This is a genomic window from Streptomyces sp. NPDC086147 (genome assembly GCF_040702165.1).
Classification (GTDB): Bacteria; Actinomycetota; Actinomycetes; order Streptomycetales; family Streptomycetaceae; genus Streptomyces.
In genome coordinates this window covers 156,783-168,814 of record NZ_JBFBJO010000002.1, presented here as the reverse complement: position 1 = coordinate 168,814, position 12,032 = coordinate 156,783, and the positions used below count along the sequence as shown (strand labels likewise).

At 73.9% G+C, this 12,032-nt stretch carries 14 protein-coding genes and 1 riboswitch; of the genes, 4 read left to right on the top strand and 10 right to left on the bottom strand.

Annotated elements, in window-relative coordinates:
• The first annotated feature begins 46 nt into the window (after positions 1-46).
• Positions 47-1,090 (top strand): NAD-dependent epimerase/dehydratase family protein, encoded by a 1,044-nt coding sequence (locus AB0398_RS05645; RefSeq protein ID WP_366372501.1) that lies wholly within the window; start codon positions 47-49, stop codon positions 1,088-1,090.
• Positions 1,091-1,138: 48 nt separating this feature from the next.
• On the opposite strand, the gene AB0398_RS05640 is transcribed toward AB0398_RS05645, so the two are convergent.
• From AB0398_RS05640 to AB0398_RS05605, 8 genes are all read right to left on the bottom strand, one after another.
• Positions 1,139-2,719 carry an alpha/beta hydrolase gene (locus AB0398_RS05640; protein ID WP_366372500.1) on the bottom strand — a complete coding sequence of 527 codons (1,581 nt, stop codon included), beginning with the start codon at positions 2,717-2,719 and terminating at the stop codon, positions 1,139-1,141.
• A 201-nt stretch (positions 2,720-2,920) separates the two neighbouring features.
• On the bottom strand, positions 2,921-3,664 hold the full coding sequence (locus tag AB0398_RS05635) for an urease accessory protein UreD (protein WP_366373006.1): 744 nt from the start codon (positions 3,662-3,664) through the stop codon (positions 2,921-2,923).
• Positions 3,661-4,338 (bottom strand): urease accessory protein UreG, encoded by a 678-nt coding sequence (gene ureG, locus AB0398_RS05630; protein ID WP_366372499.1) that lies wholly within the window; start codon positions 4,336-4,338, stop codon positions 3,661-3,663. Before ureG ends, AB0398_RS05635 begins: the two co-directional genes overlap by 4 nt.
• 59 nt (positions 4,339-4,397) lie before the next feature.
• Positions 4,398-5,075, bottom strand: a complete 678-nt coding sequence (locus AB0398_RS05625; RefSeq protein WP_366372498.1) for an urease accessory UreF family protein — start codon at positions 5,073-5,075, stop codon at positions 4,398-4,400.
• A complete protein-coding gene (locus tag AB0398_RS05620) occupies positions 5,075-6,796 on the bottom strand; it encodes an urease subunit alpha (RefSeq protein WP_366372497.1) in 1,722 nt (573 codons plus the stop codon). The genes AB0398_RS05625 and AB0398_RS05620 overlap by 1 nt, the downstream gene beginning before the upstream one ends.
• Entirely contained in the window at positions 6,789-7,154 is a 366-nt protein-coding gene (locus AB0398_RS05615; RefSeq protein ID WP_366372496.1) for an urease subunit beta, read from the bottom strand. Before AB0398_RS05615 ends, AB0398_RS05620 begins: the two co-directional genes overlap by 8 nt.
• A 13-nt stretch (positions 7,155-7,167) precedes the next feature.
• Positions 7,168-7,470 (bottom strand): urease subunit gamma, encoded by a 303-nt coding sequence (locus AB0398_RS05610; RefSeq protein WP_366372495.1) that lies wholly within the window; start codon positions 7,468-7,470, stop codon positions 7,168-7,170.
• 193 nt (positions 7,471-7,663) lie between these two features.
• Positions 7,664-7,942 carry a type II toxin-antitoxin system Phd/YefM family antitoxin gene (locus tag AB0398_RS05605; protein ID WP_366372494.1) on the bottom strand — a complete coding sequence of 93 codons (279 nt, stop codon included), beginning with the start codon at positions 7,940-7,942 and terminating at the stop codon, positions 7,664-7,666.
• A 43-nt stretch (positions 7,943-7,985) separates the two neighbouring features.
• Between AB0398_RS05605 and AB0398_RS05600 the strand changes: the two genes are divergently transcribed.
• The 3 genes from AB0398_RS05600 (at position 7,986) to AB0398_RS05590 (ending at position 9,940) form a co-directional block, all read left to right on the top strand.
• On the top strand, positions 7,986-8,624 hold the full coding sequence (locus AB0398_RS05600) for an ATP-dependent Clp protease proteolytic subunit (protein ID WP_366372493.1): 639 nt from the start codon (positions 7,986-7,988) through the stop codon (positions 8,622-8,624).
• A gap of 7 nt (positions 8,625-8,631) precedes the next feature.
• Positions 8,632-8,928: a hypothetical protein gene (locus AB0398_RS05595; RefSeq protein ID WP_366372492.1), complete on the top strand. Its 297-nt coding sequence runs from the start codon at positions 8,632-8,634 to the stop codon at positions 8,926-8,928.
• Between the two features lie 350 nt (positions 8,929-9,278).
• Positions 9,279-9,460, top strand: a riboswitch (cyclic di-AMP (ydaO/yuaA leader).
• A 3-nt stretch (positions 9,461-9,463) separates the two neighbouring features.
• Positions 9,464-9,940 (top strand): C40 family peptidase, encoded by a 477-nt coding sequence (locus AB0398_RS05590; RefSeq protein ID WP_366372491.1) that lies wholly within the window; start codon positions 9,464-9,466, stop codon positions 9,938-9,940.
• 145 nt (positions 9,941-10,085) lie between these two features.
• Here the strand turns inward: AB0398_RS05590 and AB0398_RS05585 are convergent, their stop codons facing one another.
• Both AB0398_RS05585 and AB0398_RS05580 read right to left on the bottom strand, forming a co-directional pair.
• On the bottom strand, positions 10,086-10,523 hold the full coding sequence (locus tag AB0398_RS05585) for an ATP-binding protein (protein WP_366372490.1): 438 nt from the start codon (positions 10,521-10,523) through the stop codon (positions 10,086-10,088).
• Between the two features lie 161 nt (positions 10,524-10,684).
• On the bottom strand, positions 10,685-11,863 hold the full coding sequence (locus AB0398_RS05580; RefSeq protein WP_366372489.1) for an 8-amino-7-oxononanoate synthase: 1,179 nt from the start codon (positions 11,861-11,863) through the stop codon (positions 10,685-10,687).
• Positions 11,864-12,032 lie beyond the last annotated feature (169 nt).

Genomic DNA, 12,032 nt, shown 5'->3' with positions numbered 1-12,032 from the left:
CGCAATCCCCTGGGCCCGCGCGCCGGAGGGTCGTAGCGTCCCGTCCATGACCAAGGGACACGCGTTCGTGCTGGGTGCGTCGGGACAGGTGGGGCGGGCGGCCGTGCGGGCCCTCGTCGCGGACGGCTGGGAGGTGACGGCCGCCTCGCGGGGCGGCGGGAGGGACGACAGGTGGCCGGAGGAGGTCCGGTCGGTGCGGCTCGACCGGAACGAGGAGGGGGCGCTCGCCGCCGGGATCGGCGACGGCTGCGACGTGCTCGTGGACATCGTGGCGTACGACCGTTCCCACGCCCGGCAGTTGACGGAACTCGCCGGCCGGATCGGCTCGGCGGTGGTGGTGTCGAGCGGCGCCGTCTACGAGGACGACCGGGGGCGCAGCTTCGACACCCAGGACGAGCCGGACGGCTTCCCCGCCTGTCCGGTGCCGATCCCGGAGGAGTGGCCGACGGTCGCGCCGGGCGAGGCCACGTACGGCACGCGGAAGATCGCACTGGAGCGGGAGTTGCTGGCGGCGGGCGGGGCGCTGCCGACGACGCTGCTGCGGGCGGGCGCGATCCACGGACCGCACTGCCCGGGGCCGCGCGAGCTGTGGTTCGTGAAGCGGGCGCTCGACGGCCGGCCGGTGCGCGTCCTGGCGTACGGCGGGAGGTCCCGGTTCCACCCGGCGCACGTCGACAACCTCGCGGAGCTGGTCCGGCTGGCGGCGGCGAGGCCGGGGAGCCGGGTGCTCAACGGCGCCGATCCGCAGGCGCCGACGGTGGCGGAGATCGGGGCCGCGATCGACGCGGTCCTGGGCGTGGAGAGCGAGCGGGTGCTGATCGAGGGGGCGCCGGAGGGTCCCGGGGGCCTGGTGGGGCTCACGCCGTGGACCGCGGAGCACCCGATCGTCTACGACATGGCGGCGGCGGAGCGGGAGTTGGGGTACCGGCCGGTGGTGTCGTACGCCGACTCGCTGCCGGAGACGGTGGAGTGGCTGGCCGGGCGGGTGCGGGAACGGGAGTGGCGGGAGGCGTTCCCGGGCCTCGTGAAGTACGGGGTGGACTGGTTCGACTACGCGGCGGAGGACGCCTGGCTCGCGGCGCGCGGGTGACGCGGGGGTGGAGGAAGGGACGCTCCCTCCACCCCCGTGCCGGTGCCGTTACGGCTGCGGGGTGGCGTGCGGGGCGCAGGTCTGGTCCCTGGCGTCCAGCTTCCCGGTCAGCAGGTAGGCCTCGACCTTGGTGTTGAGGCACGGGTTGACCAGGCCGGTGACGCCGTGCGAGCCGGCGTCCCGCTCCGTGATCAGGCGCGAGCCCTTGAAGCGCTTGTGCAGTTCGACGGCGCCCTCGTACGGGGTGGCGGCGTCGCGCTCGGACTGGGCGATGAGCACCGGCGGCAGGCCCCGGTGGGTCTTCACCTCGACCGGCCGCCGGTGCGGGGCCGCCCAGGTGGCGCAGGGCAGGTTCATCCAGGCGTTGGCCCAGGTCATGAACGGGTACTTCCGGTGGAGGCGGGTGTTGTCCCGGTCCCACTTCTGCCAGCTGGTCGGCCAGGGGGCGTCGGCGCACTCGACGGCGGTGTAGACGGCGTTGCCGTTCTCCGAGGCGATGTTGCCGGCCGTGTCGGTGGGGTCGGAGGCGGCCGAGTCGATCAGCGGCTGCGGGTCGCCGGCGGCGTATGCGCTCCAGGCCTCCGCGACCGGGGCCCACATGGAGTCGTAGTAGGGCGCGTTCTGGAAGAAGCCGATGAGTTCGGCCGGTCCGACCCTGCCGCCGAGCGGGTTCTTCTTGGCGGCGGCGCGCAGGACGTCCCACTGCTCGCGGACCTCGGTGTAGCTGTCGCCGAGGTGGTAGGTGGCGTCGTGTCGGGCGACCCAGGTCATCCAGTCCTTGAGGCGCCCCTCGAAGGCGATGTCCTGGTCGAGGTTGGCCTCGTACCAGATCTTGTCCCGGGACGGGTTGACGACGCTGTCGAGGACCATGCGGCGGACGTGGGTGGGGAAGAGGGTCCCGTAGACCGCGCCCAGGTAGGTGCCGTAGGAGACGCCGACGAAGTTGAGCTTCCTCTCGCCGAGGGCGGCGCGGATGACGTCGAGGTCGCGGGCGCTGTTGGGCGTGGTCATGAAGGGCAGCATGGCGCCGCTCTTCTCGGCGCAGCCCTTGGCGTACTCGGCGGCGAGCTTGCGCTGGGCACGCTTGTCGGCCTCGCTGTCGGGGACCGGGTCGGCCTTGGGGCCCTTGACGAACTCGGTCGGGTCGACGCAGGAGATGGGGGCCGAGTGGCCGACGCCGCGCGGGTCGAAGCCGACGAAGTCGTAGGCCTTGGCGGCGCCCGCCCAGATGGCGTTCTTGGTGGTGACGCGGCGCGGGAAGCGCAGGCCGGAGGCGCCGGGGCCGCCGGGGTTGTAGAGCAGGGCGCCCTGGCGCTCGGCGGGGGTGCCGGTGGAGCCGACGCGGTCCACGGCGAGCTTGATCTTCTTGCCGTTGGGCTTGGCGTAGTCGACGGGAACGGTGACCCAGCCGCACTGGATCGGCTTCTCCAGGCCCCAGTCGGCCGGACAGTCCTGCCAGTCGACGCCCGTGGCGGCGGCCCGGGCGGCGGCCACGGCGACGCCGAGGGATTCGGCGTCGTGGTGGTCGCGGTCGCTGTGGGCGCTCGCCGCCGGAGCCGCGAGCACGCCCGCGACGAGCGTGCCCGCTATCAGGGTGCCGGCCGAACCGAGCACTGCCGTACGTCTCATGGGTCCTCCCCCGGGGATGGCGCCGTTTCCCGTGGTGGCGCCGGGTTTCGGTGGTCCAGGGGATCCTTTCGTCCGTGGGGCCCACGGGGAAAGGGCGAACACCTGTTTCTTTGCCGAACCCATAACCGGTGAGCGTGTACCGCTGAGCGGTGAACTCCCCCGGTTCCGGCCGGGGAGCCCCCCGGTTCCGGCCGGTGGGGCTCAGAACGGGGCGAGGGCGTCCAGGGCGGTGTCGAGGAGGCGGCGCAGGGCCAGGGCGTCCGGTGCCACGGCGGTGACGAGGGCGGCGGGGCCCGCGAGCGGGGCGATCACCGCGTGCTCCCCGAGCAGCCGGGTCTCCACCGGTTTCTCCGCGAACGCCGGGTCGACGACGAGGAGTTGCCCGGTGGCCCGGTGGCCGCCGAGCACCGCGCCGCCGTCCCAGCCGCCGGGGGCGCCGGGGCCGAAGGACAGCTCCTGGTCGAGCAGGGGGCGCCCGGCACGGCGGACGGTGAGCCGGGTGGCGAGGGTGCCGGGCGGTTCGCCGTGCCGCCCGAGGACCTGCTCCTCGCGCAGGACGAGCCGCGCGGTGGGGGCGAGTTCGACCGTGGTGCGCATCCGCAGGCGCGAGCCGTGGACGGAGACCACCTGCTCGGGCAGCCAGCGGAGCACGCCGTCGTCGGCGACGTCGATCCAGACGTCGTACGCGGCGGGGTCGGCGCTCCGGCCCGGCAGGGCGAGGGTGGCGGCGGCCGAGTCGACCAGGAGCCGGGCCCCGGCCCGTACCCCGGTCTCGATCGCGAGCCGGTCGCCGCCGAGCGGGGCGCTCATCGCCCCGACGACGGTGACCCGGGTGTACGGCTCCGGTGCCCGGGTGCGGCGCAGGGCGAGGGGGCCGTCGCTCACCAGGAGCGGCAGCCCGCCGTCGGCGTCGGCGGCGATCCGGGCGGTGGCGCGCAGGCTCACGCGGTCCATGCCGCGAGCTGCGCCCGGACCCAGTCGGCGACGGGGCCGACGCCCTCCGCCGAGCGCAGGGAGGTGAAGAGGACGGGCAGTTCGCCGCGCTGCTCCTTGGCGTCGCGCGCCATCCGCTCCAGGTCGGAGCCGACGTACGGGGCGAGGTCGGTCTTGTTGACGACGAGGAGGTCGGCGGTGGTGACGCCGGGGCCGCCCTTGCGCGGGATGTCGTCGCCGCCGGCGACGTCGATGACGAAGACCTGGGCGTCGACGAGGCCCCGGGAGAAGGTGGCGGTGAGGTTGTCACCGCCGGACTCGACGAGGATGAGGTCGAGCGGTCCGACGGCGTCCTCCAGCTCCTCGACCGCTTCGAGGTTGGCGGAGATGTCGTCGCGGATGGCGGTGTGCGGGCAGGCGCCGGTCTCCACGGCCCGGATGCGCTCGGGCGGCAGGACGGCCTCGCGGAGCAGGAACTCGGCGTCCTCGCGGGTGTAGATGTCGTTGGTGACGACGGCGAGGGAGAGGGTGTCGCGCAGAGCGCGGCAGAGGGCGGCGACGGTGGCGGTCTTGCCGGAGCCGACCGGCCCGCCGAGTCCGACGCGCAGGGCGCGGCGGGTGCCGTCGGGGCGGTGGGCGTCGGCGGAGACGGCGCCGTGGTGGGTGTGGGCGTGGCCGAGGTGCATGGGACGGCTCCGGGGTGGTTGTGTCACGGAAGGGGTGGAATGGCAAAGGTGTCAGGGCGTCAGGACGCGAAGAGGCGGACCGGCCAGGCCGCGTGCTGTTCGGCGGTGAGGTCGAGCAGGGGCGCGGAGGCGGCCGGCAGGGCGTCCACGCCCTCCCGGGCGGCCGCCGCCGCCCGCTCGGCCACGTCGTCCATCTCGGGTGCGAGGCGGGCGAGGACGGCGGTGGCCCGGTAGGGGTCGAGGCCCAGGAGGCGCACCACGGCGGTCGCGGGGCCGCTGATCGTCTCGTACGCGACGCAGTGCGCCGCGTCCTCGGGGCCGAGTCCGGCGGCGCGGGCGGCGGCGCCGAGGACGACGGGCTGGTGGGCACCGCGCGGGAAGGCCGCCGCGAGGGCGTCGAGCCCGGGGTCCGGCCAGGTGGCGCGGGCGGCCCGCATCATCTGGCGGCCGAGCCTGCGGGCGGCGGCGCGCAGGGCGGGCGAGGGGGTGCGGGCGTCGGCCGCCGCGTCGAGCGCGTGCGGGTCGAGTCCGTGCGCGGCTGCGGCGGCGAGTCCGGCGGAGGTGAGGCCCGTGGTGTGCAGGCGCCCCCGGCAGAAGGCCTCCAGGTCGCCGGCGTCCTTGATCCGCCCGGCCCTGACGGCGGCCTCGGCGCCGCCGGAGTGGGCGTGCCCGCCGGCGGGGAAGCGCCCGTCGGCGAGCACGAGGAGGGCCGATCGCGCCCCCGGTCGCACCCCCATCAGAAGAGGAAGTAACGCTGGGCCATGGGCAGTTCGGCGGCGGGGGCCGGTTCGACCGCCTCGCCGTCGATGGTCACCGTGAAGGTGTCCGCGTCGACCTCGACCCGAGGCAGCGCGTCGTTCTCGCGCATGTCGGCCTTGGTGACCCTCCGGGTGCTGCCGATGGCGGTGAACTCCTTGTTCACGCCGAGCCGTCGCGGCAGGTCGTCCTCGATCGCCGCCTCCGCGACGAAGTTGAACGAGCCGGCCGCCGCGGCCTTGCCGAGCGCGCCGAACATCGGGCGCGGCAGGACCGGCTGGGGCGTGGGGATGGAGGCGTTGGCGTCGCCCATCTGCGCGTACGCGATCTGGCCGCCCTTGAGGACGACGAGCGGCTTCACGCCGAAGAAGGCGGGCTCCCAGAGCACCAGGTCCGCGAGCTTCCCGGGCTCGACGGAGCCGATGAGGTGGTCCATGCCCTGGGCGGCGGCCGGGTTGATCGTGTACTTGGCGACGTAGCGGCGCGCCCGGTGGTTGTCGGCGCGGCCGTCGCCGGGCAGGGCGCCGCGCCGCTTCTTCATGACGTGGGCGGTCTGCCAGGTCCGCATGACCACCTCGCCGATCCGGCCCATGGCCTGGGAGTCGGAGGAGATGATCGAGATGGCGCCGAGGTCGTGCAGGACGTCCTCGGCGGCGATGGTGGAGGGCCGGATGCGGGACTCCGCGAAGGCGAGGTCCTCGGGGACGGCCGGGTTGAGGTGGTGGCAGACCATCAGCATGTCGAGGTGTTCCTCGATGGTGTTGACGGTGTGCGGCCGGGTCGGGTTGGTGGAGCTGGGCAGGACGTACGGCTCGGAGACGACCGTGATGATGTCGGGGGCGTGCCCGCCGCCGGCGCCCTCGGTGTGGTACGCGTGGACGGTGCGGCCGGCGATGGCGGCGAGGGTGTCGCCGACGAAGCCCGCCTCGTTCAGGGTGTCGGTGTGGATGGCCAGCTGGGCGCCGGTCTCCTCGCAGACGTCCAGGCAGGTGTCGATGACGGCCGGGGTGGCGCCCCAGTCCTCGTGGATCTTGAACCCGAGGGCTCCGCCGCGCAGTTGGGAGTGCATGGCCTCGCGGGACATGGTGTTGCCCTTGCCGAGGAGGCCGATGTTGACCGGGAAGGTGTCCAGGGCCTCGAACATCCGGGCCAAGTGCCAGGGCCCGGGGGTGATCGTGGTCGCCTTGGTGCCCTCGGCGGGTCCGGTGCCGCCGCCGACGAGGGTGGTGACGCCGGTGGCGAGGGCCTGCTCGACGACGGTCGGCGAGATGAAGTGGACGTGGGCGTCGACGGCTCCGGCGGTGACGATCCGCCCGTTGCCGACGACGATCTCGGTCTCGGGGCCGATCACGAGGTCGGGGTGGACGCCGTCCATGGTGTCAGGGTTGCCGGCCTTGCCGAGGGCGGTGATCCGCCCGTCGCGGATGCCGATGTCGGCCTTGACGATCCCCCAGTGGTCGATGACCACGGCGCCGGTGATCACGGTGTCGGGGGCGCCCTCGGCGCGGGTGGTGCGGGCCTGTCCCATGGACTCGCGGACGACCTTGCCGCCGCCGAAGACGGCCTCCTCACCGGCGCGGCCAGGGCCGCCGCAGCGGTCCTCCTCGATCTCCACGAGGAGGTCGGTGTCGGCGAGGCGGATCCGGTCGCCGGTGGTGGGGCCGAACAGGTCGGCGTAGACGGAGCGGTGCAGCTCAGGCACGGGGGCCCCCGTCCGCGTCGGTGTCCGCGCCGGGTCCGGCCGCGCGGGCGGCGTCGAGCGGGCCGGCGGTCTCGCCGCGCAGTCCGGGCACGATCCGGCGGCCGGCGATCGGGACGAGCTCGACCTCCACGGGGATGCCGGGCTCGAAGCGGACGGCGGTCCCGGCGGCGATGTGCAGCCGTCGTCCGCGCGCGGCGGCGCGGTCGAACTCCAGGCCGGGGTTGACCTCGGCGAAGTGGTAGTGGGAGCCGACCTGGACGGGCCGGTCGGCGGCGTTGAGCACGGTGAGGCGGGTGACGGGGCGCCCCTCGTTGAGGGCGACGGGGCCGTCCGCGTACAGGATCTCTCCGGGGATCATCGGCGGCGCCCGTTCAGACGATGGGGTCGTGGACGGTGACGAGCTTGGTGCCGTCCGGGAAGGTGGCCTCGACCTGGACGTCGTGGATCATCTCGGGGATGCCCTCCATGACGTCGTCGCGGGTGAGCACCTTGCGGCCGGAGGCCATCAGCTCGGCGACGGTCCGGCCGTCGCGGGCGCCCTCCAGGATGTGGGAGGTCAGGAGGGCGACGGCCTCGGGGTGGTTGAGCCGTAGGCCCCGGGCCCTGCGCCTCTCGGCCACGTCCGCCGCCACATGGATGAGCAGGCGTTCCTGCTCGTGCGGGCTCAGTTGCACTCTTCCACCTCACAGTCGTCGACCGGGACGGCACCCGGACAGCTGCGGACCCTACCGACCGTCAACACTCTGTTGAACTGCTCGGATGCGGCCCGCGGCGAGACATTGCACGTTAGGGCGGAAGTTTTTCCGGCTCGTTAACTCCGGCTTTGCGTTCTCATGATCATCCGACCGGTGACACCCGCACGGGCCCCTAGGGGGTGCCGGGCTCGCGGTGGCGGGCGGCGAGGCCGAAGTGCCCCTGTTCGCCGGGAGCGGAGTCGAGGGAGTGGAAGCCGGAGACCGAACGGACCACCCGCTCCTCCTCCTGCTGCGCCGCCCCTTCGAGTACGTCCAGGTCAGCGGCGGACACCAGGGCGACGAGGGGCTTCCCGTGGCGGGTGACGACGACGCGTTCACCGCCGTACACGACGCGGTTGATGAGGTCCGCGAGCTCGGCTCGCGCTTGCGTCACGGGGATCTCGTAGGTCATGCTCCTCATCTTACGGCCTGTACGTCCTGTACATTTTTTACAGATGGAGGCGCCCGCCATGGACGCACGACACGTCCTGCCCGAGTTCACGGAGCGGACCGGTTCCGGCACCCGGGCCCTCGATCCGTACACGAAGCTGCTGGAGTCCCGGATCGTCCTCCTCGGCACCCGGGTCGACGAGATCTCGTCCAACGACGTGATCGCCCAGCTCCTGCACCTGGAGTACGCGGCGCCCGAGCAGGACATCGCGCTCTACATCAACTCCCCCGGCGGCTCCGTCACCTCCATGACCGCCATCCACGACACGATCCGGACGCTCGCCTGCGACGTGGCGACCACCTGCCTGGGCCAGGCCGCCTCCACCGCGGCCGTCCTGCTCGCCGCCGGCACCCCGGGCAAGCGGACGATGCTCCCCGGCGCCCGCGTCACGCTCCGGCAGCCCGTCGTGGAGGAGCCCCTGCGCGGGCAGCCGAGCGACCTCGACGTCCAGGCCCGCGAACTGCTCCGCCAGCGCGCCCTGATGGCCGGGCTGCTCGCCGGGCACACCGGACGGAGCAGCGAGCGGGTCGAGGCCGACCTCGACCGCCTCACGGTCCTGGACGCCCCGGCCGCGGTCGAGTACGGGCTCGTGGACCACGTGATCACGAGCCGGCGCGCCGCGGCCGGCGGCGCGGCGCGGTGAGCGGACCGTGGTTCCCGAGCCGCCGCCGCTGCCGGCCCTGACGCGGGCCGAGGGCGAGCTGATCGACGCGTACCTCGCGGTCGTCGACCTCCTGGGAAAGATCAATCCATCCAGAAGTACGCATACCTACGGGGCCCTGAGGGCGGCTCAGGCCCTGGTGGGGCGCGCGGAGGAGCTGCGCGAGGCGCTGGCGCTCATGCACGCGCGGGGCGAGAGCGAGGTGCACGCGGACACCCTGGCGCGCGCCCTGCGGACGTTGGACGGGGAGCGGCGGGCCGGCCGGGTCACGCTCCCCCGGACATGACGGAGTTGACATTCCGGCATGTCGTGTCGAGGGCCGGACGGCCGACACCCTCTGCCGGAACGACTCGCCCGTTCGACTGAGTCGACGAGTCGACATATGGCTCGGGCAAGTTGCGCACCGGGGGTACACATCTGGCGGAATCGGGCGTTCCTTTGCTGGTGCGGGGCCCGTCGGCCAAACCTCCAACAATCACGAAAGCATCCTGTCCACCCGAATGGATCAGTCGTGAGGACTCTCACATAACGCCGTTTCCACTCGGATTTCGACCAGGCTGTGGGGCAAGATCCCTGCCGACGACAAGCCCCCGCCATCCGAGGCGGGGCGGTCCGGGCGGACGCCGAGTCCTGCCGCCGTCCCGGACGCCTGGTCGACAGGATTGGATCGGCAGGAGTGGAGGACCCGAGCAGTACGGGCCGTACGCGCTGTTTCCGCAGCGGGACCGGCCCTTGGGGTGAAGCCGCAGCCGCGGCCGGGCATCTTCGCCTGCCCGAACCCGACAGGTCATCCTTCACAGGCGGCTGACGAAGGGTTGCGCATGACTGCGCAGATGTACGTCCCGTCCCTGCTGTCCCGGGCCGGAGCCGTCTCGGCTCTCACCCTCGCCGCCGTCGGCGGCACGCTGTTCGCGCCGGGCGCGGCACCGGAGGCACAGGCGGCGACCGCACACGCCAACAAGGCGCTGAGCGTCGCCGCCGCCAAGAAGGGGGCGCCCTACCGCTACGGGGCCACGGGACCCTCACGGTTCGACTGCTCGGGCCTGACGCTCTACGCGTACAAGCAGGCGGGCAAGTCGCTGCCCCGCACCGCGCAGCAGCAGTACAACAAGACGAGCCGCGTCTCCGCCGGCGGCAGGCAGCAGGGGGACCTGGTCTTCTTCCACTCCGGCGGGAAGGTCTACCACGTGGGCATCTACGCCGGGAGCGGCAAGATCTGGCACTCGCCCAAGACGGGCTCCTGGGTGAAGCTCGACAAGATCTGGACCTCGAAGGTCTCCTACGGACGCGTCCGGTGACCCCGCCCGGGCGCTGAGCGGGCGCCGGAGGGGAGGCCGGGGGGTGCGGTGGCGCCGCCGCACCCGGACCGTCTCCGCCCCACCGGCCACGACCCGCCGCATCGGCCGTGCTCCACAGCCCCGGCCGCGACCCGCCGGACCGGCTCTAACAGACCACCGGCGCGGCCGCCCTCCACGGCAGGGTGATGCCGACCGTCTTGCCGCCGTCCGGGGTCGGGGTCACCGAGAGGCGGCCGCCGGACCCCGCCGCCAGGGAACGGATGATGACCATGCCGCGCCCGTTGTCCTGCTGGACCGCCGCGGGGAGGCGGCGGGGCAGGCGCGGATGGCTGTCCGTGACGCCGACGTGGAGCTGCTCCCCGCGCTCCAGGCGGACGTCGACCGTGAAGGTGGGCGACTGGCCGAAGGTGTGCAGGACGGCGTTGGTGGCCAGTTCCGAGACGATCAGACGGACCGCGTCCGCCTGGTCGGAGAGTTCGTCGAGGCCCCAGCCGGTGAGGACCTCCGCGACGTACCGCCGGGCGGTGGGGACCGAGGCGGGCTCGCTCGGCAGGGTGACGGATGCTTCCTGATGGTCTGCCATGGCGACTCTGTCCCTTTCCCGCCGGGGCCGCTGCCCCGGATAGCACTGCGCGTCAGAGTCCCACCGATGGTGCCGCGCCGTACCGGGTTCCACCAGGAAGAACCGCCTCTGTCGCCCGAAGCGGTGAACCGTGCGAACGGTGAACGCCCCCGCCCCGGCCCTCAGGCGGCGGGCGCGGTCCGCAGGACCGTCTCCACCGCGCGGCCGATCTGCGCGTCCGTCAGGTCGGCGCGGGCCGTCAGACGCAGGCGCGAGACGCCGTCGGGGACGGACGGGGGACGGAAGCAGCCGACCGCCAGGCCCTGTTCCCGGCAGTCCGCCGCCCAGCGCAGCGCCGCCTCCGGGGAGGGGGCGCGGACCGAGACCACGGCCGCGTCGGGCCGGGCCGCGGTCAGACCGGCCGCGGTCAGCCGCTCGTACAGGGTGGTGGCGACGGTGCGGACCCGCGCGGCGAGCCCCGGTTCGGCGGCGATCAGCCGCAGGCTCGCGAGGGCGCCGCCGACGGCGGCCGGGGCGAGGCCGGTGTCGAAGATGAAGGTGCGGGCGGCGTTCACCAGGTGCTCGATCACCCGGGCCGGGCCGAGGACCGCGCCGCCCTGGCTGCCCAGGGACTTGGAGAGGGTCAGGGTGGCGACCACGTCCTCGTCGCCCGCGAGCCCGGCGCCGTGCGGCGCGCCCCGGCCCCCGTCGCCGAGGACGCCGAAGCCGTGGGCGTCGTCCACGACGAGACCGGCGCCGTGCGCGCGGCAGGCGGCGGCGAACTCCGCGAGCGGGGCCCGGTCGCCGTCGACGGAGAAGACGGAGTCGCTGACGACGAGGGCCCGGCGCCCGGGGTGCGCCTCCAGGGTCTTCCGCACGGCCTCGGGGTCGGCGTGCGGGACGACGGCGGTCTCGGCGCGCGCCAGGCGGCAGCCGTCCACCAGGGAGGCGTGGTTGGCGGCGTCCGAGACGATCAGGGAGTCCCGGCCGCCGAGCGCGGTGAGCACGGCGAGGTTGGCGGTGTAGCCGGAGGAGAAGACGAGGGCCGCCTCGAAGCCGCAGAAGGCGGCGAGTTCGCGCTCCAGGTCGGTGTGGAGCAGGGTGGTGCCGGTGACGAGCCGGGAGCCGGTGGAGCCGGCGCCCCAGCGCCGGGCCGCCTCGGCCGCCGCCCCGGTGACCTCGGGCCTGCGGGTGAGGCCGAGGTAGTCGTTGCCCGCCAGGTCGAGGAGGTCCGACTCGGCCGCCCGGGGCCGCAGCGTACGGACGAGACCGGCGTCGGCCCGGCGGCGCGCCTCGGCCCCGGTCCAGTCGAACGCGGTGCGGCGCGGGCCCGCGGCCCGCGTGTCGTCGGCCTGTGGCATGCGGGATCCTCCGTCGGCGCCTCCGGCCGTCCGGCCGGTGCCTTTTGTAGGCAGCGCACAGACCCTAGCCGGAGGAGACCGGGATCGTGGTGTGGTCATCCACACACCTCGATCGGGGCCGTTTGTGCGGATCCTCCTTGGCCCGGAGGCGGGCGGTAGGCCAGGATCA

Coding starts and splice junctions, on each gene's coding strand:
- AB0398_RS05590 (WP_366372491.1), top strand. CDS start 9,464: ATGACTGCGCAGATGTACGTCCCGTCCCTGCTGTCCCGGGCCGGAGCC.
- ureG (WP_366372499.1), bottom strand. CDS start 4,338: ATGCACCTCGGCCACGCCCACACCCACCACGGCGCCGTCTCCGCCGAC.
- AB0398_RS05580 (WP_366372489.1), bottom strand. CDS start 11,863: ATGCCACAGGCCGACGACACGCGGGCCGCGGGCCCGCGCCGCACCGCG.
- AB0398_RS05605 (WP_366372494.1), bottom strand. CDS start 7,942: ATGACCTACGAGATCCCCGTGACGCAAGCGCGAGCCGAGCTCGCGGAC.
- AB0398_RS05625 (WP_366372498.1), bottom strand. CDS start 5,075: ATGGGGGTGCGACCGGGGGCGCGATCGGCCCTCCTCGTGCTCGCCGAC.
- AB0398_RS05615 (WP_366372496.1), bottom strand. CDS start 7,154: ATGATCCCCGGAGAGATCCTGTACGCGGACGGCCCCGTCGCCCTCAAC.
- AB0398_RS05585 (WP_366372490.1), bottom strand. CDS start 10,523: ATGGCAGACCATCAGGAAGCATCCGTCACCCTGCCGAGCGAGCCCGCC.
- AB0398_RS05640 (WP_366372500.1), bottom strand. CDS start 2,719: ATGAGACGTACGGCAGTGCTCGGTTCGGCCGGCACCCTGATAGCGGGC.
- AB0398_RS05600 (WP_366372493.1), top strand. CDS start 7,986: ATGGAGGCGCCCGCCATGGACGCACGACACGTCCTGCCCGAGTTCACG.
- AB0398_RS05645 (WP_366372501.1), top strand. CDS start 47: ATGACCAAGGGACACGCGTTCGTGCTGGGTGCGTCGGGACAGGTGGGG.